28 protein-coding genes are annotated in these 23563 nt (G+C 71.8%); 16 read left to right on the top strand and 12 right to left on the bottom strand.

Going from position 1 to position 23563, the window contains the following annotated elements; genetic code table 11:
• Nucleotides 1-11: 11 nt before the first annotated feature.
• From ccmA to MKK64_RS22170, 7 genes are all read left to right on the top strand, one after another.
• A complete protein-coding gene (gene ccmA, locus MKK64_RS22200) occupies nt 12-659 on the top strand; it encodes a heme ABC exporter ATP-binding protein CcmA (RefSeq protein WP_243937414.1) in 648 nt (215 codons plus the stop codon).
• On the top strand, nt 650-1324 hold the full coding sequence (gene ccmB, locus MKK64_RS22195; RefSeq protein ID WP_243937411.1) for a heme exporter protein CcmB: 675 nt from the start codon (nt 650-652) through the stop codon (nt 1322-1324). The genes ccmA and ccmB overlap by 10 nt, the downstream gene beginning before the upstream one ends.
• 131 nt (nt 1325-1455) lie before the next feature.
• On the top strand, nt 1456-1803 hold the full coding sequence (locus tag MKK64_RS22190; RefSeq protein ID WP_147728617.1) for a DUF4189 domain-containing protein: 348 nt from the start codon (nt 1456-1458) through the stop codon (nt 1801-1803).
• Between the two features lie 210 nt (nt 1804-2013).
• Entirely contained in the window at nt 2014-2814 is an 801-nt protein-coding gene (locus tag MKK64_RS22185) for a heme ABC transporter permease (RefSeq protein WP_243937409.1), read from the top strand.
• Nucleotides 2815-2869: 55 nt separating this feature from the next.
• Nucleotides 2870-3346: a VOC family protein gene (locus MKK64_RS22180; protein ID WP_243937407.1), complete on the top strand. Its 477-nt coding sequence runs from the start codon at nt 2870-2872 to the stop codon at nt 3344-3346.
• A 24-nt stretch (nt 3347-3370) separates the two neighbouring features.
• A complete protein-coding gene (gene ccmD / locus MKK64_RS22175; protein WP_147728614.1) occupies nt 3371-3523 on the top strand; it encodes a heme exporter protein CcmD in 153 nt (50 codons plus the stop codon).
• Nucleotides 3520-4113, top strand: a complete 594-nt coding sequence (locus MKK64_RS22170) for a DsbE family thiol:disulfide interchange protein (protein ID WP_147728613.1) — start codon at nt 3520-3522, stop codon at nt 4111-4113. Before ccmD ends, MKK64_RS22170 begins: the two co-directional genes overlap by 4 nt.
• A gap of 72 nt (nt 4114-4185) precedes the next feature.
• Here MKK64_RS22170 and MKK64_RS22165 read toward each other — a convergent pair whose 3' ends face one another.
• Both MKK64_RS22165 and ftsY read right to left on the bottom strand, forming a co-directional pair.
• A complete protein-coding gene (locus MKK64_RS22165; RefSeq protein WP_147842500.1) occupies nt 4186-4794 on the bottom strand; it encodes a septation protein A in 609 nt (202 codons plus the stop codon).
• 107 nt (nt 4795-4901) lie between these two features.
• On the bottom strand, nt 4902-6290 hold the full coding sequence (gene ftsY, locus MKK64_RS22160; protein WP_243937405.1) for a signal recognition particle-docking protein FtsY: 1389 nt from the start codon (nt 6288-6290) through the stop codon (nt 4902-4904).
• 42 nt (nt 6291-6332) lie between these two features.
• Between ftsY and MKK64_RS22155 the strand changes: the two genes are divergently transcribed.
• Nucleotides 6333-7031, top strand: a complete 699-nt coding sequence (locus MKK64_RS22155; protein WP_147844766.1) for an RluA family pseudouridine synthase — start codon at nt 6333-6335, stop codon at nt 7029-7031.
• Nucleotides 7032-7062: 31 nt separating this feature from the next.
• Here MKK64_RS22155 and mtaB read toward each other — a convergent pair whose 3' ends face one another.
• The gene (gene mtaB / locus MKK64_RS22150) at nt 7063-8301 is read right to left on the bottom strand and encodes a tRNA (N(6)-L-threonylcarbamoyladenosine(37)-C(2))-methylthiotransferase MtaB (protein ID WP_147862866.1); all 1239 of its coding nucleotides are present in this window, start codon (nt 8299-8301) and stop codon (nt 7063-7065) included.
• Nucleotides 8301-9191, bottom strand: a complete 891-nt coding sequence (dapF, locus tag MKK64_RS22145) for a diaminopimelate epimerase (protein ID WP_147844141.1) — start codon at nt 9189-9191, stop codon at nt 8301-8303. The genes mtaB and dapF overlap by 1 nt, the downstream gene beginning before the upstream one ends.
• Before the next feature lie 289 nt (nt 9192-9480).
• Between dapF and MKK64_RS22140 the strand changes: the two genes are divergently transcribed.
• The 4 genes from MKK64_RS22140 (at nt 9481) to MKK64_RS22125 (ending at nt 12994) form a co-directional block, all read left to right on the top strand.
• Nucleotides 9481-10284, top strand: a complete 804-nt coding sequence (locus MKK64_RS22140; RefSeq protein WP_243937403.1) for a GyrI-like domain-containing protein — start codon at nt 9481-9483, stop codon at nt 10282-10284.
• A 76-nt stretch (nt 10285-10360) separates the two neighbouring features.
• The gene (gene nth, locus MKK64_RS22135) at nt 10361-11131 is read left to right on the top strand and encodes an endonuclease III domain-containing protein (RefSeq protein WP_243937401.1); all 771 of its coding nucleotides are present in this window, start codon (nt 10361-10363) and stop codon (nt 11129-11131) included.
• Between the two features lie 97 nt (nt 11132-11228).
• On the top strand, nt 11229-12293 hold the full coding sequence (gene trpS, locus MKK64_RS22130) for a tryptophan--tRNA ligase (RefSeq protein ID WP_147844138.1): 1065 nt from the start codon (nt 11229-11231) through the stop codon (nt 12291-12293).
• On the top strand, nt 12293-12994 hold the full coding sequence (locus MKK64_RS22125; protein ID WP_243937399.1) for a haloacid dehalogenase type II: 702 nt from the start codon (nt 12293-12295) through the stop codon (nt 12992-12994). The genes trpS and MKK64_RS22125 overlap by 1 nt, the downstream gene beginning before the upstream one ends.
• Before the next feature lie 3 nt (nt 12995-12997).
• Here the strand turns inward: MKK64_RS22125 and MKK64_RS22120 are convergent, their stop codons facing one another.
• The 8 genes from MKK64_RS22120 to MKK64_RS22085 form a co-directional block, all read right to left on the bottom strand.
• Nucleotides 12998-13651 (bottom strand): pyridoxamine 5'-phosphate oxidase family protein, encoded by a 654-nt coding sequence (locus tag MKK64_RS22120; protein WP_147727986.1) that lies wholly within the window; start codon nt 13649-13651, stop codon nt 12998-13000.
• Between the two features lie 206 nt (nt 13652-13857).
• Nucleotides 13858-14877 (bottom strand): ketol-acid reductoisomerase, encoded by a 1020-nt coding sequence (ilvC, locus tag MKK64_RS22115; RefSeq protein WP_243937397.1) that lies wholly within the window; start codon nt 14875-14877, stop codon nt 13858-13860.
• Nucleotides 14878-14909: 32 nt separating this feature from the next.
• The gene (locus MKK64_RS22110; protein WP_243937395.1) at nt 14910-15545 is read right to left on the bottom strand and encodes a TetR/AcrR family transcriptional regulator C-terminal domain-containing protein; all 636 of its coding nucleotides are present in this window, start codon (nt 15543-15545) and stop codon (nt 14910-14912) included.
• A gap of 85 nt (nt 15546-15630) precedes the next feature.
• Nucleotides 15631-16269: a glutathione S-transferase family protein gene (locus tag MKK64_RS22105; protein WP_243937393.1), complete on the bottom strand. Its 639-nt coding sequence runs from the start codon at nt 16267-16269 to the stop codon at nt 15631-15633.
• A complete protein-coding gene (locus MKK64_RS22100; protein WP_243937391.1) occupies nt 16266-16637 on the bottom strand; it encodes a type II toxin-antitoxin system PemK/MazF family toxin in 372 nt (123 codons plus the stop codon). The genes MKK64_RS22105 and MKK64_RS22100 overlap by 4 nt, the downstream gene beginning before the upstream one ends.
• Nucleotides 16621-16923 carry a MazF family transcriptional regulator gene (locus MKK64_RS22095; protein WP_243937389.1) on the bottom strand — a complete coding sequence of 101 codons (303 nt, stop codon included), beginning with the start codon at nt 16921-16923 and terminating at the stop codon, nt 16621-16623. Before MKK64_RS22095 ends, MKK64_RS22100 begins: the two co-directional genes overlap by 17 nt.
• 51 nt (nt 16924-16974) lie before the next feature.
• Nucleotides 16975-17517, bottom strand: coding sequence for an acetolactate synthase small subunit (ilvN, locus tag MKK64_RS22090; protein WP_147727992.1), 543 nt, complete (start codon nt 17515-17517; stop codon nt 16975-16977).
• Nucleotides 17518-17652: 135 nt separating this feature from the next.
• Nucleotides 17653-19428 carry an acetolactate synthase 3 large subunit gene (locus tag MKK64_RS22085; protein WP_243937598.1) on the bottom strand — a complete coding sequence of 592 codons (1776 nt, stop codon included), beginning with the start codon at nt 19426-19428 and terminating at the stop codon, nt 17653-17655.
• Between the two features lie 429 nt (nt 19429-19857).
• Between MKK64_RS22085 and MKK64_RS22080 the strand changes: the two genes are divergently transcribed.
• From MKK64_RS22080 to MKK64_RS22065, 4 genes are all read left to right on the top strand, one after another.
• Nucleotides 19858-20358, top strand: coding sequence for a chemotaxis protein CheW (locus MKK64_RS22080; protein WP_243937388.1), 501 nt, complete (start codon nt 19858-19860; stop codon nt 20356-20358).
• Between the two features lie 19 nt (nt 20359-20377).
• A complete protein-coding gene (locus MKK64_RS22075; RefSeq protein WP_243937380.1) occupies nt 20378-21847 on the top strand; it encodes a CheR family methyltransferase in 1470 nt (489 codons plus the stop codon).
• A complete protein-coding gene (locus MKK64_RS22070; protein ID WP_313898931.1) occupies nt 21844-22392 on the top strand; it encodes a chemotaxis protein CheW in 549 nt (182 codons plus the stop codon). The genes MKK64_RS22075 and MKK64_RS22070 overlap by 4 nt, the downstream gene beginning before the upstream one ends.
• Before the next feature lie 53 nt (nt 22393-22445).
• Nucleotides 22446-23563, top strand: a 1118-nt coding sequence (locus tag MKK64_RS22065) for a HAMP domain-containing protein (protein ID WP_243937372.1), incomplete at its 3' end; no start/stop codon positions are given.

The raw sequence follows: 23563 nt of genomic DNA, 5'->3' as shown, positions 1-23563 counted from the left end.
AGGCAACCTTCGTGCGGCTGACCGTCGATGCCCTCTGCTGTCGCCGCTCGGGGCGAAAAATCTTCTCCGGGCTGACCTTCGCCATCGGCCCGGGCGAGGCGATCACCGTCACCGGCCGCAACGGCGCGGGCAAGTCGAGCCTGCTCGCGATCCTGTCCGGGCGGCTGCGGCCGGATTCGGGCCGGCTCACCGTCCACGACATGGGCGAGGCGGCCCTGCCCGAGTGCCTGCACGCCGTCGGCCATCGCGACGGGCTGAAGAGCAGCCTGACGGCGGCCGAGAACCTCGCCTTCGCGCAAAGCCTTCTCGGGACGAAGCGGCTGAGCCCGCGGGCGGCGCTCGACCGGCTCGGCCTCGCCCACGCGCTCGACCTGCCGGTCGCCTACCTGTCCGCCGGGCAGCGGCGGCGGGTGGCGCTGGCGCGGCTCCTCGTCTGCGCGCGCCCGCTCTGGCTCCTCGACGAGCCGACGGCCGCCCTCGACACCGCCTCGCAGGGCGTGCTCGCCGGTCTGATGGCCGAGCACCGGGCGGCCGGCGGCCTCGTCATCGCCGCCACCCACCAGGCCCTCGGGCTCGAGGACACGCGCAACCTCCACATCGCGCAGGCCGCCCCGCGGGCGCCCGAGCCGGCGGACGACGCGGAGGAGGCATGGGCGTGATCCGCATCCTCGCAGCCCTCGTCGCCCGCGACCTGACGCTGGCCTCCCGCGTCGGCGGGTCGGGCATGCTGTCGCTGGTCTTCTTCCTGATGATCGTGGCGCTGGTGCCGTTCGCCCTCGGACCGGACCTCAACCTGCTTTCGCGGATTGGCCCGGCCATCCTCTGGCTCTCGGCGGTGCTGGCGACGCTGATCGGCCTCGACCGGCTGTTTCAGGCCGACGAGGAGGACGGCTCGCTGGACCTGATGACCGCCGCGCCGGTGCCGCTCGAGCTCGTGGTGCTGGCCAAGGTGATCGCGCACTGGATCACCACCGGGCTGCCCCTGGCGCTGGCCTCGCCGCTGTTCGGCCTGCTCGTCGCGCTCGACGGGACCGCCATGGCCGCGACCGCCCTGACGCTGCTCGTCGGCACGCCGGCGCTGACCTTCGTCGGCGCGGTCGGCGCGGCGCTCACCGCCTCGATCCGCCGGGGCGGCTTGATCCTCGCCGTGCTGGTGCTGCCCTTGATGATCCCGACGCTGATCTTCGGCGTCTCGGCCGCGCAGTCGGCCCTCGGCGGCACCGTCCCCTTCGCCACCCCGCTGATGATCCTGTCCGGCCTCAGCCTGATCGCCGCGCTGGTCGGCACCTTCGCGGCGGCGGCGGCCCTGCGCTGGTCGGAATAGAGGGCGGGACGCTCGCGCAAGAGATCGGAACGGTCGTGCAATTTCCTTTGCGCCGCACTGCCTTATCAGACGGCTGGCAGCGGCGGCGCGAAGGGTTCGGCCGCCCTGTCAAGCTCGATGGGGACGTAACGATGAAGACCCTGATGTCCGCGCTGCTCCTGGCGCTCCTCGCGACCGCTCCCGCCGCCGCGGCCGGCGCCTTCGCCGTGGACACCGAGGAGGGCCAGAAGGCCGGCGACGAGGGCTACGGCATCGGCTGGGGCGATTCGCGCGAGGCCGCGGGCGCCGCCGCGATGCGCCAATGCGCCAAGATGGGCAACGACAACTGCAAGGTCGTCGCCCGCTTCGACGCCTGCGGCGCCTACGTCTCCAATCGCACCACCTACGGCGTGGGCTGGGGCCGGACCGAGGCCGCCGCCAAGGAGATGGCCTTCGACAAGTGCCCCAGCTGCAAGCTCGTCCTCTCCGAGTGCGAATGACCGTTCCACCCTGCGACGCCGCACGACGGATCGGCGGCTTGCCGAGGTGATCGATCGCCGCGTCCGCCGACCGGGCTCACCGGACGGCGCATGCGGCGACATCGACGCCTGCGCGCGTCGAGGGCTCATGCCGCCGGTGCCCGCGCCGAGCGAGGCTGCGCCAGACGTGCGCATTGCCGCTGCACCGCACCCCGGGCTAAGACATCGCCCATGTCGACGCCCCTGTGGACGCGCCTGTCCAACCCGAGTCACTTCATGCGCTGGTCCGGCACGCTGGTGCCGTGGCTCGCCGCGATCTCGACCGCGATCCTCGCGCTCGGGCTCTACCTGTCCTGGTTCGTCGCCCCGCCCGACTACCAGCAGGGCGAGACCGTGCGGATCATGTTCATCCACGTGCCGGCGGCCTGGCTCGGGGTGTTCTTCTACGCGTCGATGAGCCTGTCGGCGATCGGCACCCTGGTCTGGCGCCATCCGCTCGCCGACGTGGCGCAGCGCGCCGCCGCGCCGATCGGGGCGGCCTTCACCCTGATCTGCCTCGTCACCGGCTCGCTCTGGGGCAAGCCGATGTGGGGCACCTACTGGGTCTGGGACGCGCGGCTCACCTCGATGCTGATCCTGTTCCTGATCTACTGCGGCATCATCGCCCTGTGGCGGACGATGGAGGACCCGAACCGGGCCGCCCGCTCCGTCGCGATCCTGACGCTCGTCGGCGCGATCAACCTGCCGATCATCAAGTTCTCGGTGAACTGGTGGTCGACCCTGCACCAGCCGGCCTCGATCCTGCGCATGGGCGGCTCGACCATCGACCCGTCGATGCTCTACCCGCTGCTGGTGATGATCGGCGCCGCCACCCTCGGCGGCACCACCCTGCACCTCTATGCCATGCGGACCGAGATCATGCGCCGGCGCGTGCGGACCCTGACGATCCGCGAGGCCGAGCGCCTCGATGCCGGTTCGACCGTGACGACCTCGGACGCCGGGCGCGACCTGCCGCTCGGCCAGGCCGTCTGATCGCGAGACGCGTCCGCGTGCGGCGCGCCCCGCATCCCGGAAGGAGACGCGGCCCATGAAGACGGTGAGAACCTGCCTCTGGTTCGGCACCGATGCGGAGGCGGCAATGCGCCGCTATGTCGGGCTCGTGCCCGATTCCCGCATCGACCACATCCAGCGCGCGCCGAGCGCGTGGCCGGGCGGCGCCGCGGGCGACGTGATCCTCGTCGCGTTCACCCTCGGCGGCCAGAGCTTCCAGGCGCTGAACGGCGGCACGCCGGTCGAGTACGGCACGGCGGCGTCGATCTCCGTCTCCTGCGCCGATCAGGCTGAGGTCGACCGGCTCTGGGCGGGCCTGACCGCCGACGGCGGCACCGCGATCATGTGCGGCTGGCTCCGCGACCGCTGGGGCATTCCCTGGCAGGTCGTGCCGGAGGTGCTTCCCCGCCTCCTGGCCGACCCGGACCCCGCCGTGTCGGCCCGGGTCTTCTCGGCCATGCAGGGCATGATCAAGCTGGACGTCGCCGCCCTCGAGCGGGCGGCCCACGCATGAAACCGATCCGGATCGCCTGAACCCATGACCTTCGACCTCGGCAGCCACGGCGGCTTCATCCTCGCCTCCTACGCGTTCACCGCCCTGGTGATGGCGGCCCTCGTCCTCAACGCGATCCGCGACCGGCGGGCGCAGAGGCGGGCGTTGGCCCAGCTCCAGCCGGAGGATCGCCGGTGAGCGTCGAGGCCCCTCCGGAGCCGGTCCGCCGCTCGCTCCTCGTCGTCGTCCCGGTGCTGGCCTTCGCGGTGCTGGCCGGCGTGTTCTTCCTGCGCCTGCGCTCCGGCGTCGATCCGGCCGCCCTCCCCTCCGCGCTGATCGGCAAGCCGGTGCCGAGCTTCGCGCTCCCGGCGGTGCCCGGCCTGACCGCGGACGGCAAGCCGGTGCCGGGCCTGTCGAGCGCCGACCTGAAGGGCGGCGTCACGGTGCTCAACGTCTGGGCCTCGTGGTGCGCGCCGTGCCAGGTCGAGCATCCGATGCTGATGCGGCTGGCGCGCGAGCCCGGCATCCGGCTCGTCGGGATCGACTACAAGGACGCGGCCGAGAACGGGCGCCGCTTCCTCGCCAAGAACGGCGTCCCGTTCCAGGCGGTGGGCCACGACGAAACCGGCCGCGTCGGCATCGATTTCGGGGTCTACGGCGTGCCCGAGACCTTCATCATCGGCCCGGACGGCGTGATCCGCGACAAGCTCGTCGGCATCGTCACGCCGGAGAACCTCGCGGACGTGATCGCCAAGATCCGGGCGGCCGGGAAGGTGGCCGCGAAGTAGGAAGGGACGGTCCTCACCGGCCCGGGCGGGCCGTCCGCCGAGCCGGCGGCGCCGGTTCGGCTTGCGCCCGATTCACGCGTCGGTCTTCTTGCGCTCGTAGCGCGTGAGCAGGGGCGTCTGGGCCAGCGCGAACACCACGGTCAGCGGCATGATGCCGAAGACCTTGAAGTTCACCCAGAAATCCTCGCTTTGGGTCCGCCACACCACCTCGTTGATCAGTGCCAGCGCGAGGAAGAACAGGCCCCAGCGGAAGGTCAGCTTCCGCCATCCCTCCTCGGTGAGCGAGAACACCGAGTCGAGCACCACCGAGAGCAGGGACTTGCCGAAGGCGAGCCCGCCGAGCAGCACCAGGCCGAACAGGGTGTTCACGATGGTGGGCTTCACCATGATGAAGGTCTTGTCCTGCAGATAGAGGGTCAACCCGCCGAACACGACCACCACCACGCCCGAGACCATCGGCATGATCGGCAGCCGGCGCACCAGGGCGAAGTGCACGGCGAGCGCCAGCACCGTCGCCGCGATGAACACCCCGGTCGCCACGAACAGCTTCTGATCGGCGGCGACGCCGAAGCGCTCGGCATAGGCGTTGCCGAGGAAGAAGATCACCAGCGGCCCCATCTCCAGGGCGAGCTTCAGGGCCGGCGGCAGGTGGCGGTGCGGGGGGACGGATTCGATCTGCATGCGTCTGGCCACGGAATCCGAGCGGTCCGTCACGTCCCCGAACGGTCCGTCACGTCAGGGCGTCTCTACCGACGGGGAATGGTGAGGTCTACCGGAGGCGATCGGCCTCAGCCCTTCTCCAGCCCCGCGATCGCCCGCGCGAAGTCCCGTGCCGCGAACGGCTCCAGGTCGTCGACGCCCTCGCCGACGCCGATGAAGTGGACGGGCAGGCCGAACTTCGCGGCGAGCGCGATCAGGATGCCGCCGCGCGCGGTGCCGTCGAGCTTGGTCATCACCAGGCCCGAGACCGGCGCGGCCTTGGAGAACAGCTCGACCTGCGACAGCGCGTTCTGGCCGACGGTGGCGTCGAGCACCAGCAGCGTGGCGTGCGGCGCTTCCGGGTCGCTCTTGCGCAGCACGCGGATGATCTTCTCGAGTTCCGCCATCAGGCCGGCCTTGTTCTGGAGCCGGCCGGCGGTGTCGATCAGGAGCACGTCGGTGCCCTCGGCCTTGGCGCGCTTCAGGGCGTCGAAGGCCAGGCCCGCCGCGTCCGCGCCCTGCGCCCCGCTCACCACCGGCGTGCCGGTGCGCGCACCCCAGACCTTGAGCTGCTCGATCGCGGCCGCGCGGAAGGTGTCGCCCGCCGCAAGCATCACCGAGCGCCCTTCCGCCTTGAGGCTGAGGGAAAGCTTGCCCAGCGTCGTGGTCTTGCCGGCGCCGTTCACGCCGATCATCAGGACCACGAACGGCTTCTTGGCGGCGTCGATCACCAGGGGCTTGGCCACCGGCTCCAGCGCGCGCTCGACCTCGGTCGCCAGGATCGCCCGGACTTCGTCGGGGGAGATGCCCTTCTCGTAGCGGCCCTTGCCGACCGCCTCCGAGATCCGCGTCGCGGTCTCGACGCCGAAATCCGCCTGGATCAGCGCGTCCTCCAGGTCCTCCAGGGTGTTGGCGTCGAGCTTGCGCTTGGTGAACAACCCGGTGACACGGTCGGACAGGGCCGAGGAGGTCCGCTTCATGCCCGAGGTCAGCCGGGTCCACCAGCCGCGCTTCTCCGGCTCCGCCTCGGCCGGCGCCGCGTCGTTGACGGCGTCGTGGGCGAGGGAGGCGGCGACGTCGACCGGCTGGATGTCGGGCGCGCTGGCCGCCGCACCGGTCTCGGTCTCGGTCTCGGTCCCGGTCGCCGGTTCCCGGGCGACGGTGGTGGCGTCGGCCGGCCCCGCGCCGTGGGCCGGGTCGTCGCCCGCGGTGCCCGCCGGCGGCGTCTCGGGCTCGCCCTCGATCGGTTGCAGGTCGGCGCCCTCGGTCGCGTCGGGCACCGCGTTGCGGTCGGGGTCGACCGGCGACGGCTCGGCCGGCGGCAGCGGCACGTGCGCCACGTCGTCGGCGCCGGTGGCGAAGTCCGGCTGGCCCTCCGCCGGCGAGGCGGGCGAGTCCGCCGGCGGCTCGGGGGCTTCGGTCGCGCCCTTGCGCCCGAACAGGCGGCCGAACCAGCCCGGCTTCTCGTCTTGACTCATGTCGTCCTTGCTCCCGCGCCCCGGCACCGTTAGCCGGGAGGCATGTCGTCGCCCGCCGCTATCCACCCTGACATAGGCGCGCGCCTGCTCTACCGCGATGCCCTGGTCCTCGTCATCGACAAGCCTGCGGGTTTGCCGGTGCATCCGGGGCCGAAGGGCGGCGAGACCCTGACCGACCACCTCGACGGGCTGCGCTTCGGCCTGCCGCGGCGCCCGGAGGCCGCGCACCGGCTCGACCGCGACACCTCCGGCTGCCTCGCGCTCGGGCGCCACGCGCAGGCGCTCGCCCGCCTGAACAAGCTGTTCGCCGACGGGCGGGCCCGGAAGGCGTACTGGGCCTTGGTCGAGGGCGGCCCGACGGAGGAGACCGGCAGCGTCGACCTGCCGCTCGCCCGGCGCTCGAGCGATCCGCGCTCGTGGTGGATGAAGGCGGATCCCGCCGGCGATCCGTCGCTGACGCATTGGCGCGTGCTCGGCCGGTCCGGGAGCCAGGCCTGGCTCGAGCTCGTGCCGGTCACCGGCCGCACCCATCAGCTTCGCGTCCACTGCGCCGCATCGGGGTTTCCGATCGTCGGGGACCCGATCTACGGCACCGCGCCGCGCCACGGCGGACCCGGCCTGCAGCTCCATGCCCGGCAGCTCGCCCTGCCGCTCTACCCGAAGAAGCCGCCGGTCGTCGCCGAGGCGCCGGCGCCGGAGCACATGCGGAGCGGGCTCCTCGCCTGCGGCTGGACCGCCTGAGCGGGCGGGGTGCGCAGCCGACGGCCTGCGATCAAGCGGCGAGCAGCGCCCGGCCGTCGTGGCCCAGGATCGCTACCGTCCGGATCGTGCCCGGCTCCGCCGTGAGCCGCACCGGCGTGAAGCCTTCCGTGCGGCCGATGCCGCCGCGCTCGGCTAGCACCCGGTGCGAGCGCCCGACCTCGCCGTCGAGGTGGCGGACGAGGGCCGCCGCGCCCGCCGCGCGCAGGCGGGCGGCGCGCCCCCGGACGATCTCGGGGGCCACGGGCGGCATCCGCGCGGCCGGGGTGCCTGGCCGGGGCGAATACGGGAAGACGTGGAGATGCGTCAGGCCGCATTCCGCGACGAGGTCGAGGGAGCGGGCGAACTGGTCCTCGGTCTCGGTCGGGAAGCCGGCGATCAGGTCGGCGCCGAACACCGCGTCCGGCCGCAACCGCCGCACCTCCCGGCAGAAGCGGATCGCGTCGGACCGCGCATGGCGCCGCTTCATCCGCTTCAGCACGAGGTCGTCGCCGGCCTGCAGCGACAGGTGCAGGTGCGGCATCAGCCGGGGCTCGTCGGCGAGCGCGCGCATCAGGGCGTCGTCGGCCTCGATCGAGTCGATCGAGGACAGGCGCAGGCGCGCGAGGTCCGGCACCGCGGCGAGGATCGCCAGCACCAGCGTGCCGAGGCTTTCGGACGCGCCGGCGAGGTCGCGGCCGTAGGCGGTGAGGTCGACGCCGGTGAGCACGACCTCGCGGCCGCCATGGGCGACGATGCGCGCCACCTGATCGATCACCGCCGCGGGCGCCACCGAGCGCGAGTGCCCGCGCCCGAACGGGATGACGCAGAAGGTGCAGCGGTGGTCGCAGCCGTTCTGCACGGGGACGAAGGCGCGGGTGTGCCCGGCCACGCCCGCGATCCGCGTCGGCGCGGCGTGGCGGGCGGCGAACACGTCGCCCACGGCATCGCGCGGACGGTCGGGGTCCGGCCCCCATGCGGCGGGGGAGAGCTTGTCGCCGTTGCCGACGAGGCGGGCGACCTCGGGCATCGCGGCGTAGGCCGCGGTCTCGATCTGCGCGCCGCAGCCGGTGACGACGATCTCGGCGCCCGGCCGCTCGCGGTGCAGGCGGCGGATCGCCTTGCGCGCCTGCCGCCCGGCTTCCGTGGTGACGGCGCAGGTGTTGACCACGACGAGGTCGCGGTCGCGCGATGCCGCCTCGGCATGGCCGCGCATCACCTCGGCCTCGACGGTGTTCAGCCGGCAGCCGAAGGTCAGCGTCTCGACCGCCATCAGGCGGCGTCCTGCGCGAACAATTCGGGGGCGAAGCGGCCTTCGGCGACGAGGCAGACCGGGCCGGTCATCAGCACGTGGTCGTCGGCGCGCCACTCCACGAACAGCTCGCCGCCGGGCAGGCTCACGGTGGCCTGCCGGCCGATCATCCGCAGGCGCGAGGCGGCGACCACGGCGGCGCAGGCGGCCGTCCCGCAGGCGAGCGTCAGCCCGGCGCCGCGCTCCCAGACCCGGAGCTTGATCGCTTCCCGCCCCCGGACCTGCGCGATCGAGATGTTGGCGCGCTCGGGGAAGATCGGGTGGTTCTCCAGCATCGGGCCGATCTGCCCGAGGTCGAACGTGTCCGGGTCGCGGTCGGTGAAGAACACCGCGTGCGGGTTGCCCATGTTCACCGCGCCCGGCGAATGCAGGATCGGGTCGTCGATCGGCCCGATCTGCAGCTCGATCCGCCGCGTGTCGGGAAAGGGGTCGCGCAGCGGGATCTCGTTCCAGGCGAGCCGGGGGCGGCCCATGTCGACGGTGAAGGAGCGCTCGGCGACGCGCTTCACCTCGACGCGGCCGGCATCGGTCTCCAGGACCAGCCGCCCGGTCTCGACGGGGCGCGCCATGGCCGGGTCGTCGAGCATCGCGTAGGCGACGCAGCGTGTGCCGTTGCCGCAGGCGCCGGATTCCGAGCCGTCGGTGTTGTAGATCCGCATGAACGCGTCGGTGCCGCGGCTTCGCGGATCGTGCAGCACCATCAGCTGGTCGAAGCTCGAGGACGGGTCGGCCGCGATGGCGCGCGCCTCGGCGGCGGCGACGCGGACGCCGCTGCCGCGCAGGTCCAGCACCACGATCGCGTTGCCGGCGCCGTGCATCTTCAGGAAGCGTCTGTGGGCGAGTGCGCTCATGCGGCCATGGTGGTTCGAGCTGCGTCGTCGCGGGATGCGGGGTCGGGCCTCCGAACGGCCCGTCGTCGAGGCCCCGTATATGGCAAGTCCGGCGTCCGACGCGAGGGGCGGCTCCGCGCGCGCCGGAGCGTGGCAGATCCGCCGCGCCCGCCCGCCGCGCTTCAGAACCTGCATCGACGGCCTCGCGAAGACCGGTGTTCGTCACTACGTTCGGGCGTGACGGGACCGTGCCGATTCGGTCCGCGGCGGCCTTCGGTCGTCGCCTCGATGCCTTTGCCGGAGCGCTGCCTTGACCCGCCCTCGCCTCACGCTCGCCGCCGGCCTTCTCGGCGCCGCCGTCCTTCCCGTCCTGGCCTTGCCGGTCCTGGCCGAGCAGCCCCCGCCGCCGGCCTCGACGGCGCCCTCGCCCGCGGTGACGGACCCGCTCCCGACCACGACCGCGCCGAACCCGCCCGCCGATCCGAACAAGTCGTCCGCGCCCGCGCCCGAGAAGGCGATCACGTCGCCGACCCTGCCGTCGGCGCCCGCTTCCGCGCCGGCGCCGCCCCCGGCACCGCCTCAGGCGCAGGCACCGTCCCCGGCTCAGGCCTCCGGGCGGAAGACCCTGGTGGAGACCCCGGCCAACGCCGACGACGTCGACGCGGTGACGCTGCCGGCCAAGCCCGCCGCGATCCTGTCCGGCAAGGCGAAGTGGGAGGAGGCTGTGCCGAGCCTGAAGGAGGCCTTCGCCAAGATCGAGGCGGACCTCGCCAAGGCCGGCATCGCCGCGACCGGGCGCCCGCTCGCGGTCTTCACCCGCACCGACGACGACGGCTTCGTCTACGAGGCGATGATCCCGGTGGCCTCCGCCCCCGAGCCCGCGCCGAGCGCCGCCGACGGCCTGCACTTCGGCACGACGCCCTCCGGCAAGGCCCTGCGCTTCCCGCACAAGGGCTCCTACGACGACATCGACGGCACCTACGAGACCCTGACGACCTACCTCGACGCCAAGGACATCGTCGTCCAGGACCGCTTCATCGAGGAGTACGTCACCGACCTGAACGACAAGGCCGACGACAAGCTCGACGTGAACATCTACGCGCTGACGCGGTAACGTCGACGCGCCGACGCGGGGGACCTGCGACGTCGCGCGGGCGGAACCGGTGGGAATCCTCGCGGATTCCGCCCTCATGCCCAGCGCGAACCGCCACGACCTCTTCGCCGCCGAACGGCCGCCGCGCCCCACCGCCGCGGTCCCGGAGGACGCGCCCGCCGACCTCGCGGCGAAGGCGCTCGAGATTCACCGCAGGCTGTGCCCGGTCTACGGCTGCCCGATCCCGTATTTCCACAGCCTCGACCCGCTCTCGGAGCTGGTGTCGTCGCTGCTCTCGCACCGCACCCGCAACGCCGATTCGGGCCGCGCGTTCAAGGCGCTGCGCGCCCGCTATCCCGACTGGGCGGACATGCTCGTCGCGCCGGTGGAGGCGATCGAGGACACCATCCGCGGCGTGACCTGGCCGGAGCTGAAGGCGCCGCGCATCCAGGCCGTGCTCCGGGCGGTCGAGGCGCGCCGCGGCAGCCTGTCCCTCGCCTTCCTGGCCGACATGCCGGTCGAGGCGGCGCGCACCTGGCTCGAGGCGATCCCCGGGGTCGGGCCGAAGACCAGCGCGGCGGTGCTGTCGTTCTCGGTGCTGCGCATGGCGGCGCTGCCGGTGGACAGCCACCACCACCGCGTCACCCAGCGCCTCGGGCTGATCGGCGCGAAGGTGGATGTCGGCCCCTCGCACCCGATCCTGCGGGCGCAGCTTCCGGCCGACTGGTCGGCGCAGGACCTCTACGACAACCACGAGATCCTGATGCTGCACGGCCAGCAGGTCTGCCACCACCGCAAGCCCGCCTGCGGCCGCTGCGTGCTGCTCGACCTCTGCCCGAGCGCGCAAGGCGCCTATCGCGAGCCCTAGCAGCCCTCGCCTTGACCGGTTCGTCCCCCGGGTGCCAGAAACCCGGCCTTCCAGGGACGCGAGATCGCCTCGGCCCGGCATTCGAGGGACCGCGCCGATGGCCGCGTTCAAGGAACTGGTGTTCTCGGGCGTGCAGCCGACGGGCAACCTGCATCTCGGCAACTACCTCGGCGCGATCAAGCGCTTCGTCGAGATGCAGGCGCGCGAGGCGCAGTGCCTGTACTGCGTCGTCGACCTGCACGCGATCACCCTGTGGCAGGACCCGGAGGCGCTCAAAGGCCAGATCCGCGAGGTCACGGCCGCCTTCCTGGCCGCCGGCATCGATCCGAACCGCTCGATCGTGTTCAACCAGAGCCAGGTGCCGCAGCACGCCGAGCTCGCCTGGGTGTTCAACTGCGTCGCGCGGCTCGGCTGGCTCAACCGGATGACCCAGTTCAAGGACAAGGCCGGCAAGGACCGCGAGGCGGCCTCGATCGGCCTGTACGACTATCCCGTGCTGATGGCGGCCGACATCCTGGCCTACCGCGCGACGCACGTGCCGGTGGGCGAGGACCAGAAGCAGCACCTCGAATTGACCCGCGACATCGCGCAGAAGTTCAACACCGACTTCGCCGGCTCGATCGCCGCGCACGGGCACGATGCGGGCGCCGGGTTCTTCCCGATCACCGAGCCGCTGATCGGGGGACCTGCCGCCCGCGTGATGAGCCTGCGCGACGGCACCAAGAAGATGTCGAAGTCCGATGCCTCGGACAATTCGCGCATCAACCTCACCGACGATGCCGACGCGATCGCCAGCAAGGTGCGCCGGGCCAAGACCGACCCGGACGCCCTCCCCTCGGAGGTCGCGGGCCTCGCCGGCCGGCCGGAGGCCGACAACCTCGTCGGCATCTTCGCCGGGCTCAAGGGCACGACGCGCGACGCGGTGCTGGCCGATCACGGCGGCGCGCAGTTCTCCGCCTTCAAGGGCGCGCTGGTCGAGCTCGCCGTCGAGACGCTGGCGCCGATCGCCACCGAGATGAAGCGCCTGACCGCCGACACCGCCCACATCGACGCGGTGCTGGCCGACGGCGCCGAGCGCGCCGAGGCGATCGCCGCGCCGACCCTCGACGCGGTCAAGGACATCGTCGGCTTCGTCCGCCGCACCCGGCTGCGGAGCGTGTGATGGCGATCCGGGCGCTGGTCTTCGACGTCTTCGGCACGCTCGTCGATTGGCGCTCGGGCGTGGCGCGGGAGGCGGAGCGGCTGCTCGCGCCCTACGCGGCGGCGCTCGACGGCGGCGCCTTCGCCGATGCGTGGCGGGCGCGCTACGGGCCGTCGATGGAGACGGTGCGGTCGGGCGCCCGCGCCTACGTCGACCTCGACGCGCTGCAGGGCGAGTCGCTGCCGGAGGTGCTCGCCGCCTTCGGCATCGCCGGGGTTCCCGAGGCCGTCCGGGCCGAGCTCGTCCAGGCCTGGCACCGGCTTGATGCCTGGCCGGAGGTGCCGGAGGCGCTGGCGCGCCTGCGGCTCGGCCACCTGCTCGCGCCGGTCTCGAACGGGCCTGTCCGGCTGATGGTCGACCTGGCGCGGCGCAACGGGCTGGGGTTCGATGCGATCCTCGGCGCAGGCTATTCCCGCGACTACAAGCCGAAGCCGGCCCTTTATCGCGACGCCGTCGCGGCTTTCGGCTTCGCGGCCTCCGAGACCCTGATGGTCGCGGCGCATTCGAGCGATCTCGCGGCGGCCGCGCAGCACGGGCTGGCGACCGCCCACGTCGCCCGTCCGCGCGAGCACGGGCCGGCCGGCGGCGAGACGGCGCCGAGCGTGCCGGTGACCTTCGCGGCCGCCGACCTCGCCGACCTCGCGCGCCGGCTCGGCGCCTGAGGCCTAAGCCTCGCCGCGGGCGACCAGCGCCTGGTATTCCGGAACCTCCAGGCGGCCTTCCTTGGCGACGCGGGCCTTGTCCGCGTCGGAGATCACGTCGCCGGCGAGATCGAGGCGCTTCCACGCGGCCAGCGGCGTCTCCCTGCCGGGGGTCGGGACGTACTTGTTCTGCGCGACCTTCTCGTACTTGTGGATGTAGCGCGGGCAGTTGACCCAGATCTTCACCACGTCGACGCGCACGAGGTACTTGGCCTCGGTGTAGCGCGCCATCAGCGGGTCGTCGCGCAGCAGCGTGGCGGTGCCCTGAACGCGGATGCGGTGCGGCGTCTCGAAGTCGATGAAGAGCAGCCCGACCTTGGCCTGCCCCTCGATGTTGCCCATCGAGTAGAACATCCCGTTGCCGTCGAAGCCGGGGAACACCAGCGTGTGGTCGTCCGGCACCTTCACGAAGCCGGGGCTGCCGCCCTTGTACGAGACGGTCGGCATGCCGTCGGGATCGACGGTCGACAGGAAGAACATGTCGCGCGAGCCGATGAAGGCCGCCTCGTCGTCCTGGATCGTCTCGTGCACCCATTGGGTGTCGAGGCGGTCGGCGAGCTTGGTGGTCTTGAATTCCTGCTGGAGCGCGCGGTGCGCGTCCGAATAGAGCGAGGCCATGGTTTCCTCCTGAGCCGGCCGAGCCTCCGCGATCCTTGCGTCGCCGAGTTGTCCCGGAATTTCGCGGCGGCACTGTCCCCTCAAACGTCCGCGCGGGCAATTGCCGCGTTTGGCCGGCGCATGAAAAAGGCCGGCCCCGCTTCCACGGGGCCGGCCTTCCTCGTCGACGGTCGTCGGGAACGGCGCGACCGAAGGTCCGAAGAGAATCAGTTCTTGGTCTTGTCGACCAGCGCCTTCTCGGAGATCCACGGCATCATCCCGCGGAGCTTGGCGCCGACCTCCTCGATCGGGTGACGGGCGAGCTTGGCGCGAGTGGCCTTGAACGAGGTCTGGCCGACCTTGTTCTCCAGCATCCAGTTGCGGGTGAAGATGCCCGACTGGATGTCGTCCAGGACGCGCTTCATCTCGGCCTTGGTCTCGGACGTGACGATGCGCGGGCCGGTGACGTACTCGCCGTACTCGGCGGTGTTCGAGATCGAGTAGTTCATGTTGGCGATGCCGCCCTCGTAGATAAGGTCGACGATGAGCTTCACCTCGTGCAGGCACTCGAAATAGGCCATCTCGGGGGCGTAGCCCGCCTCGACCAGGGTCTCGAAGCCGGCCTTGATCAGCTCGACGAGGCCGCCGCACAGCACGGCCTGCTCGCCGAAGAGATCGGTCTCGCACTCTTCCTTGAAGGTGGTCTCGATGATGCCGGCACGTCCTCCGCCGTTGGCCGAGGCGTAGGACAGGCCGAGGTCGTGGGCGTTGCCCGAGGCGTCCTGGGCGATGGCGATCAGGGTCGGCACGCCGCCGCCTTTGAGGTACTCGCCGCGGACCGTGTGGCCGGGGCCCTTCGGGGCGACCATCAGCACGTCGAGGTCGGGACGCGGCTCGATCAGGTTGAAGTGCACGTTGAGGCCGTGGGCGAACAGGAGGGCGGCGCCCTGCTTCATGTTCGGCTCCAGCGACTCCTTGTAGATATCGCCCTGCAGCTCGTCGGGGGTGAGCATCATCACGACGTCGGCCCACTTGGCCGCGTCGGCGACCGACATCACCTTGAAGCCCTGGCCTTCCGCCTTCTTGGCGGTGGCCGAGCCCTCGCGCAGCGCGATGGCGATGTCGTTCACGCCGGAATCGCGCAGGTTGAGCGCGTGGGCATGGCCCTGGCTGCCGTAGCCGACGATGACGACCTTCTTGCCCTTGATCAGGTTCAGGTCGGCGTCGCGATCGTAGTAGACCCGCATGATGTGTGTCCTCTCTCGTGAAGGGGGTGTGGTTAGCGCTTGGGCTGGCCGTAGAGGGCCAGGAACTGCTCCACCGCCCGGGCGGCGTCGCGTCTGATCTCGGCGGCGTCGAAGACGATCGCATCGCCGAGCAGAAGTCTGATCTGCACGTCGCGGCCGACGAGGCCGAAGAAGGTCCGGAAGGCGGTCTCGCTGTCGTCGAAGGCGAGAAGCCCCGCCGCGCGGCCGGCCTCCAGCACCGGCTTCAGGCGGTCGCCGATCGCGAAGCGCCCGTTGGCGAGCACGATGCTGCCGAGGTTGCTCTTCCGAGACGCCGCGTCGCCGATGGCGATGCGGTTCAGGGCGATCGAGGCCCGGCTCGAGATCACGCCGAGCCAGGTCGTCGCGAAATCGCGAAGGCTCTCGCTCAGGGCGGCGACGTCGAGCGCGCGGGCCTCGTACTGCCCGGCACGCACGCGCGAGGCCTGCCATTGCACCGTCGCGGTCAGCAGGCCGTCGCGGTCCCGGAACCACTTGTACAGCGTCTCCTTCGAGCAGCTCGCCCGGCGCGCGACCGCATCCATGGTGAGCTGGTCGCCCTCCTCCACCATCAGGTCCAGGACCGCATCGAGCACGGCCTGCTGGCGGATCGAGGGGGTCGCGTCGTGGATCGCCGAGCCTGCTGCCATCGGGTGCCGAGCCGTACCGTACCGTACGGTTCGCCTGATAGGGCGATTCGGCGGCGGCCGCAAGGTGTCCAGTCGCAGGCGCGCGTCAGGCGGGAAGCGGCAGGCCCTCTCGGGCGAAGACGGCCTGCACGGCCGGCCGCTCGGCCATCGCGCGGGCATGGGCGGTCCAGGACGGGAACCGCGCCGGCATGTCGAACCGCAGCGTCGGGCCGCGGGCCCAGACCCAGAAGACCATCAGGTAGGCGTCGACCACGCTGTAGCGATCCTGCACAGCCCAGCCGCCGTTCGAGAGCCGGACCTCGGTCATCGTGCACAGGTCGCCGAACGTGTCGGCCGCCTTGGCGCGGATGCCGGGCAGCGCCGCCTCGTCGTTGCTGTAGCGCTCCGGCCGGCGGATATGGGCGTAGGCCGGGTGATGGTTGATCGAGAGCCAGCACAGCCACTCGTCGGCCACCGCCTGCGCCTTCAGGTCCTCGGGCCAGAGCCTCGCCTCCGGGTGCGCGCGGGCGACGTGGCGCAGGATCGCCGAATTCTCGGTGAGGACCCAGTCGCCCGCGACCAGGGCCGGCACCCGGCCGCGCTCGTTGATCGCGAGGTATTCCGGCGCGCGCTGGTCGCCGGCGGCGAGGTCGAGGCGCACGGTGTCGTAGGGCGCGCCCGCCTCCTCCAGCGCGATGTGCGCGGCGAGCGAGCAGGCGCCGGGGGCGTAGTAGAGGGTGGTCATGGGCGCGTACCATCGTCTGTCATGAGGCTGAGAAGTGCCGCGAGCCTGCCGCGGACCTCGGCGAGGACGACGTCCGGAACGAAGCCGAGGGATCGCAGGATGCGCGCATCCCGATCGATCGAACGGACCTGATCGACCAGCACCGCTCCCTCCACCGCGAGACCCGCGGGCAACATCACCTTTGTCGGCCAGGCATCGCGGTTGCGCGTGATCGGGCAGATGATCACGCGGCGCGCCAGCAGGTGCATGTCGTCGTTCGAGACCACCAGGGCCGGACGGCGGCCGTTCTGCTCGGTTCCGCGGACGGGCTCCAGATCCACGAGAACCAATTCGCCGGGACGCGTCCGCCGCTCAACGGGGGTCGTCATCGTCGATGATTTCGGACCCGCGGTCCGGTCCCCAGTCGACGGTGGGAGGCTCGAAGGCTGGTCCGAGTCTGCGCGCTTCCGCGACCATCTCGGCCATCGTGAAGACCGGGATCCCGTTCACGTATCGGCGGACCTGAACCGAAGATGTTGCATCGATGGTATTGGGCAGCGGGTCTTTCGCCGTCACCTCCACGGTCTGGCCCTCACTCAAGCCGAGCGAGCGGACATCCTCCGCGGACAACCGAACGGCGAACGCCTCCCCGGATCGCTCCAGCTTCCCTTCCATCGCGACACTCCTTTCGCGGGCCGACACCATCATAGCGTCGGCCGTGCGAAATCACATCGGGTCGGCGCCGCGGCCCATCGCGGCGATGCCGGTGCGGGAGATTTCGACGAGGCCGAGCACGGTCATCAGGCGGATGAAGCGGTCGATCTCCTCGGTCGCGCCGGTCAGCTCGAACACGAAGGAGGTCAGCGTCGCGTCGAGCGTCTTGGCGCCGAAGGCGGCGGCGAGCCGGAGCGCCTCGCCGCGATGCTCGCCCTGCCCCGCCACCTTCACCAGGCAGAGCTCGCGCTCAAGCGCGCTGCCCTGGAGGGTCAGGTCGACGACCCGGTGCACCGGCACGAGGCGGTCGAGCTGCGCCTTGATCTGATCGATCACCGCGTTGGTGCCGGCGGTGACGATGGTGATGCGCGAGAGGTGGCGCGCCTCCTCCGTCTCCGACACCGTCAGGCTCTCGATGTTGTAGCCGCGCCCCGAGAACATCCCGGAGATGCGCGCGAGCACGCCCGGCTCGTTGTCGACGATCACGGCGAGGGTGTGCCGGTTGACGGCCTCGATCCGGCCGGCATCGGGGTAGTGGGTGTTCATGGCGTTCATCGCGGGGCGCGTCCTCGTCGTTCAGTTCGTTCGATCCGCGGTCTCGCACCCCTGGCGCGAGGCAAGCGCGGCTGCGCGTCGCCGCCGAGGCGGCGGACCGCAGCCCGACCCCGGGGTCGGGCTGCCACCAAGGGGCTACACCAGCATCTTGCCTTCCTCGGAGATCACGTCGCCGATCTCCATGCCGGTCTCGCCGAGATAGTCGGAGAGCAGCATCTCGTTGTGCGCCTTGCCCGACGGGATCATCGGGAAGCAGTTCTCCTTCTTGTCGACGATGCAGTCGAACACGACCGGCCCGTCGTAGTCGAGCATCGCGGCGATCGACGCGTCGAGGTCGCCCGGCTTGTCGCAGCGGATGCCCTTGGCGCCGTAGGCCTCCGCCAGCTTGACGAAGTCCGGCAGGCTCTCCGAGTAGCTCTGCGAGTAGCGCGAGCCGTGCAGCAGCTCCTGCCACTGGCGCACCATGCCCATGTACTCGTTGTTCAGGATGAAGATCTTGACCGGCAGGCGGTACTGCACCGCGGTCGAGAGCTCCTGCATGTTCATCAGGATCGAGGCTTCGCCCGCGATGTCGATGACCAGGCCCTTGGGATGGGCCAACTGCGTGCCGATGGCCGCGGGCAGGCCGTAGCCCATGGTGCCGAGGCCGCCCGACGTCATCCAGCGGTTCGGCTCCTCGAACTTGAAGTACTGCGCCGCCCACATCTGGTGCTGGCCGACCTCGGTGGTGATGTAGGTCTCGCGGTCCTTGCACGCCTCGTAGAGGCGCTGCACCGCGTGCTGCGGCTTGATGATCGTGCCCGAGGGCCAGTAGGCGAGGCACTCGCGCGCCCGCCAGGTGCGGATCTTGGCGAACCACCCGTCGAGGTTGGACTTCTCGGGCTGCGACGGCAGGGCGCGCCATGCCTCCAGCATGTCGGCGAGCACGGATCCGCAATCGCCGACGATGCCGACGTCGACCTTGACCACCTTGTTGATGGAGGAGGCGTCGACGTCGATGTGGATCTTCTTCGAGAACGGCGAGAACGCGTCGAGCCGGCCGGTGATGCGGTCGTCGAACCGCGCGCCGACGCAGATCATCACGTCGCACTCGTGCATCGCGAGGTTGGCCTCGTAGGTGCCGTGCATCCCCAGCATCCCGAGGAACCTGTCGTCGGAGGCCGGGAAGGCGCCCAGGCCCATCAGGGTCGAGGTGACCGGATAGCCCGTCTCGGCGACGAGCTCGCGCAGCAGGCGCGAGGCCTCGGGGCCGGAATTGATCACGCCGCCGCCGGTGTAGAAGACCGGGCGGCGCGCCTGCGCCATCAGCTCGACGGCGGCGCGGATCTTGTCCGCATCGCCCTTCACCGCCGGCTTGTAGGTCTTGTGCCCGTCGACCGAGGGACGCTCGTAGAGCCCGCTCGCGAACTGGATGTCCTTCGGCAGGTCGACGACGACGGGGCCGGGGCGGCCGTGAGAGGCGACGTAGAAGGCCTCGTGCAGGATGCGCGGCAGGTCGTCGATCGATTTGACCAGGTAGTTGTGCTTGGTGCAGTGGCGCGTGATGCCGACCGTGTCGCATTCCTGGAACGCGTCGGTGCCGATCAGGTGCGTCGGGACCTGGCCCGTGATGCAGACGAGCGGGATCGAGTCGAGCAGCGCGTCGGTCAACCCGGTGACGATGTTGGTGGCGCCGGGACCCGAGGTGACGAGCACGCAGCCGACCTTGCCCGACGAGCGGGCATAGCCCTCGGCGGCGTGCACGGCGCCCTGCTCGTGGCGGACCAGCACGTGCTTGACCGCGTCCTGGTGAAAGAGCGCATCGTAGATCGGCAGCACCGCGCCGCCGGGATACCCGAACAGCGTGTCGACACCCTGATCCTGGAACGCCCGGATGACCATCTCGGCCCCGGTCATGACCTCGCCGCCCATCGTCTTCCTCCTGCTCGCCTTGCTGGTCTTCGTCGTCTCGATGTCGTCGATCGGCGCGGGCAACAAAAAAGGGCCCCGCGAGGGACCCTGCATGCGCCACCGCCCGGATCGCGGCCCTGAGATCAGGGCCGCCCCGTCGGTGGCGCTTCCGCTACGATAAGGATCGTCGTCATCGGGATCGATCTCTCGCCCAACGCGGGCCGCCCGCATGGCGCTCCGCGTGAAAAGTGACCGGTGTCTTAACGAAGGCCTCGGCGATGGTCAACGGCATTCCGGCGGAGAGCCCGGCCGCCGCGAAGGATCCGGCCTCCGCGAAGCATTTGCCGCAGCCCGGCCCGACGGCGCGCCGCGCGATTGCCCCGCATCGGCGCCCGGCCTATCACCGATCCTCGTCCCCCCTCCCAACGAGCGCAAGAGCACGGAACGCCGGTGGCCCAGCCCGAGACGGCCTCGCTCAGCTACCTGCTCCTCGACGTCGCGGGCACCCCATGCGCGCTGCCGCGATCCGCGGCCGGCGAGGTGCTGCCGCTGCCGGACCTGTTCCGGCCGCCGGCCTGCGGCGGCTGGCTCGCGGGGTTTCTCAACCTCGGCGGAGAGCCGGTTCCGGTGGTCGACCTCGCGCGCCTTCTCGGCCTGCGCGAGGGCGAGCACGACCCGGGCCCCTACGCCCACCTGGTCCTGACGCCGGACGCCGCCGCGGCCTGGCTCGTCGACCGGGTGACCGACCTCGTCGCCGTCGAGGCCGCCGCGATCCGGCCCGTCGCCGCGGGCGCGAGCCTCAACGGCTGCGTCTCCGCCGAGATCGCCCGGGGCGACCGGCTGATCCACGCCCTCGACCCGGCGCGCCTGCTCAGCGCCGAGGAGCGCGCCCGGGTCGGCCACCTGACGCGGGCGGCGAAGGCGCGCCTCGCCGCGCTGCCGGCCGCCTGAGCGGAAGGCGCGGGACCCCATGCGTCGGCCGCCCGGTCCGAGCCCCCACGACGATCCGGGCTACGCGGCCCTCAAGGCGCGGATCATCGCGCGCACCGGCCATCACTACTACGCCGACAAGGACGACCTGCTGTTCGACCGCCTGCGGCGGCGGTTCAAGGCCTGCAACGTGGCCGATGCCGCGGCCTACGACGCGCGCCTGAACGCGGGCGCCGGCGAATGGGCCGCGCTCGAGGCCGAGATCACCATCGGCGAAACCTTCTTCTTCCGCTACGCCGAGCAGTTCACCGCGTTGCGCGAGACCATCCTGCCCGGCCTGATCGCCGGGCGCGCGGCCGAGCGCAGCCTCCGGGTCTGGAGCGCCGGCTGCTCGACGGGGGCCGAGCCCTACTCGGTGGCGATCCTGCTGCATCAGCTGCTCGGCCCGGCCCTGGCGGACTGGCGCGTCGCGATCGTCGGCACCGACATCAGCGTCGCCGCCCTCGCCACCGCCCGGGCGGCCGAGTACGGCCGCTGGGCGCTGCGGACGCTGCCGGTCGAGGAGCGCTTGCGCCACTTCCATCGCATCCCGGCGAGCCCCGGGGCGGCCCGCGAGGGCGGCTACGCCCTGCGGCCGGAGTTTCGCCGCATGGTGCGCTTCGAGCGCCAGAACCTGATGAGCCTCGTCGACGGGACGGCGGCCGAGGGCTTCGACGGGTTCGATCTCATTCTCTGCCGCAACGTGCTGATCTACTTCAGCGCCGAGACCGTCGCCGCGATCGTGCGGGCGCTGGGCCGGCGCCTGCGGCCCGGCGGCTGGCTGCTGATCGGCCATGCGGAACCCCATCCGGCCTTCGCGGGCTGGCTCGATGCGGTGAACCTCCCCGGCACGGTCGCCTATCGCCGTCCGCTCGAATCGGCGTCCCTGCCCGCGCCTCCCGATCCTGCCGAGCCGGCCGGGCTCGAGCGTCCGCCCGCCGCCACTTCCATCGAACCCGGTCCGGCTCTCGAGGCGCTGCTCGCGGTGCCTGCCGGAGACGCCGTCGCCGAAGCGATCCGTCCGGTGCCGGCGGCGAGCGCTCCAACCGTCGTCGACGAGACGGCGGAGGACGTGGCGCGCACGATCCGCATGCTGGCCGATTCCGGCGACACCGGCGCGGCGTGGCGCCTCCTGCGGAACGCGCTCGCCGCGCGGCCGACCGATGCGTCCCTTCGGCTCTACGAGGGCCTGCTCGCGCTCGGGTTCGGCCGCGAGGCCGAAGCCGAGCGGGCCTTCCGCGGTGCGCTCTACCTCGATCGCGGCTACGTGATGGCCCATTACCATCTCGGCCTGCTGCTCGGAGCCCTCGGACGGACCGCCGACGCCCGCCGGGCGCTGGACAATGCGGTCGCCTTGAGCCAAGCGCTGCCGCCGGATGCGGCGTTGCCCGAGGGCGACGGGGCGCGTGCCGGGGAGATCGCCCTGAGCGCGGCGGCGATCCGCGACGGCATCGGAACGGGGGCGGCGTGAACGCAGCGGATCGCCAGATGGAACGGGGCGACGGCCGGCGCGCGCGCGAGGCGGCGCTGCGCGCGGACCGCACGGCCGCCCTCGCCCGGCGCGGGGCGACGGCGCGCGAAGCCGCGCCGGTCGAGGCCCATCTCGTCTGCGCCTGCGGCCCGGAGCGCTTCGGCCTGCCCCTCGCCGACGTCGCGCGGGTGGTGCCCATGCGATCATGCACGCCCGTGCCGGGCGCGCCGCCCGCGATCCTCGGCCTCGTCGCCCTGTCCGGACGGATCGTCAGCGTCGTCGGCCTCGCCCGCGCGCTCGGCCGCCCGGGCGCGGACCGCGTCGAAGGCGGCCATCTCGTCGTCCTTCGCACGGCCGCGACGCCGACCGCGCTCGCCGTCGACCGCGTGCTGGGGCTCGCCCACCTCGCCGAGGCCGCCGCGGCGGAGGGCGGATTCGGCGGCGAAGCGGTTTCGCGCTATGCCGCGGCCGATCCCGGCCCGTCCGGTCTCGGCGACTTCGTCGTCATCGACCTGCCGCAGCTGCTGCGGCGCACCCTGCCTTGAGGCGCGAGACGCGCGCGATCCACGACGCCGCCCGACCCGGAGCATCAGCCGCCTTGTCGATCTCGATCGGAAAACGGATCCTCCTCGGCTTCACGGCCGTGACGGTGGTGCTGATCGCCCTCGGCCTCTACGCGATCGGCCAGATCGGCTCGGTCCGCGACGCCACCGACACCATCGTCGCCCGCGACCTCGCGGTGCTGCGCCAGCTCGACATCCTCGGCAACCAGACGCGCGACCTCGGCATCCTGCGCCGCAACGCGGTGATCGCCACGCTGATGAAGGCGCAAGGGCAGCCCATGCGCGACGAGGACGTCCTCACCACCTGGCGTCGCACGGCCGCATCGACCGACGCGCTCTTCGACGACCTGATCCGCGAGGCCGACGCCTACCGCGCCCGCGCCCTCTCGGTGGATCGGACGACGGCCTGGGACCGCCTGCACGGCGTCCTGAGGCAGGCCGTCGCGATCTATCGTCCGTACCGGGATGCGAGCGAGGCGCAGCTCGTGGCCGCGGTCGGCGGCGACGTCACCGGCGTCGAGGCCCGCAACGCCGAGATCGGCCGCGCCTACGAGGCCACCATCGCCGCCGTCGAGCGCACCCGCGTCGCCCTCGACGAGAGCATCGCCGTGGGCCAGCGCGGGATCGGCGCGATCCACGAGCGCTCGCGGCTCTCGATCCTGCTGACGCTGCTCGCCAGCGTCGTCCTGGCGATCCTCGTCACGATCCTGATCAGCCGCGCGGTGGTGCGGCCGCTGGAGAGCGTGATGGCGTTCGCCGAGACGGTCGGCGGCGGCGACCTATCCCAGACGCTGCAGGTTCGCGGCGGCGACGAGATCGGCCGGCTGTCCCGTGCGCTGAACGGGATGGTCTCGGGGCTTGCGGATCTGGCCCGGACGAACCGTGCGGCGACGTCGGACCTGAACGCGGCTGCGGCCGAGATCCGCGCCTGGGCGCAGCAGCAGGCGTCCTCGGTCGAGGAGCAGCTCTCGGCGGATCACGAGACGGCGACGACGGTTGATGAGATCACCCCTTCGGGCGCGCAGATCACGAATCGGGCCCGGGCAGGGATCACCACCTCCCAGTCTGCGGCCCAGACCTCGCGCCAGGGCCTGCGCGTGGGGCCCGCACCGGCGCGGGGCATGCAATCGAGCCTCGAACAAGCGGTGTCGGG

Origin of the sequence: Methylobacterium sp. E-025, from assembly GCF_022829705.1 — a bacterium.
Taxonomy (GTDB): Bacteria; Pseudomonadota; Alphaproteobacteria; order Rhizobiales; family Beijerinckiaceae; genus Methylobacterium.
This window is presented reverse-complemented; position numbering and strand designations above follow the sequence as displayed.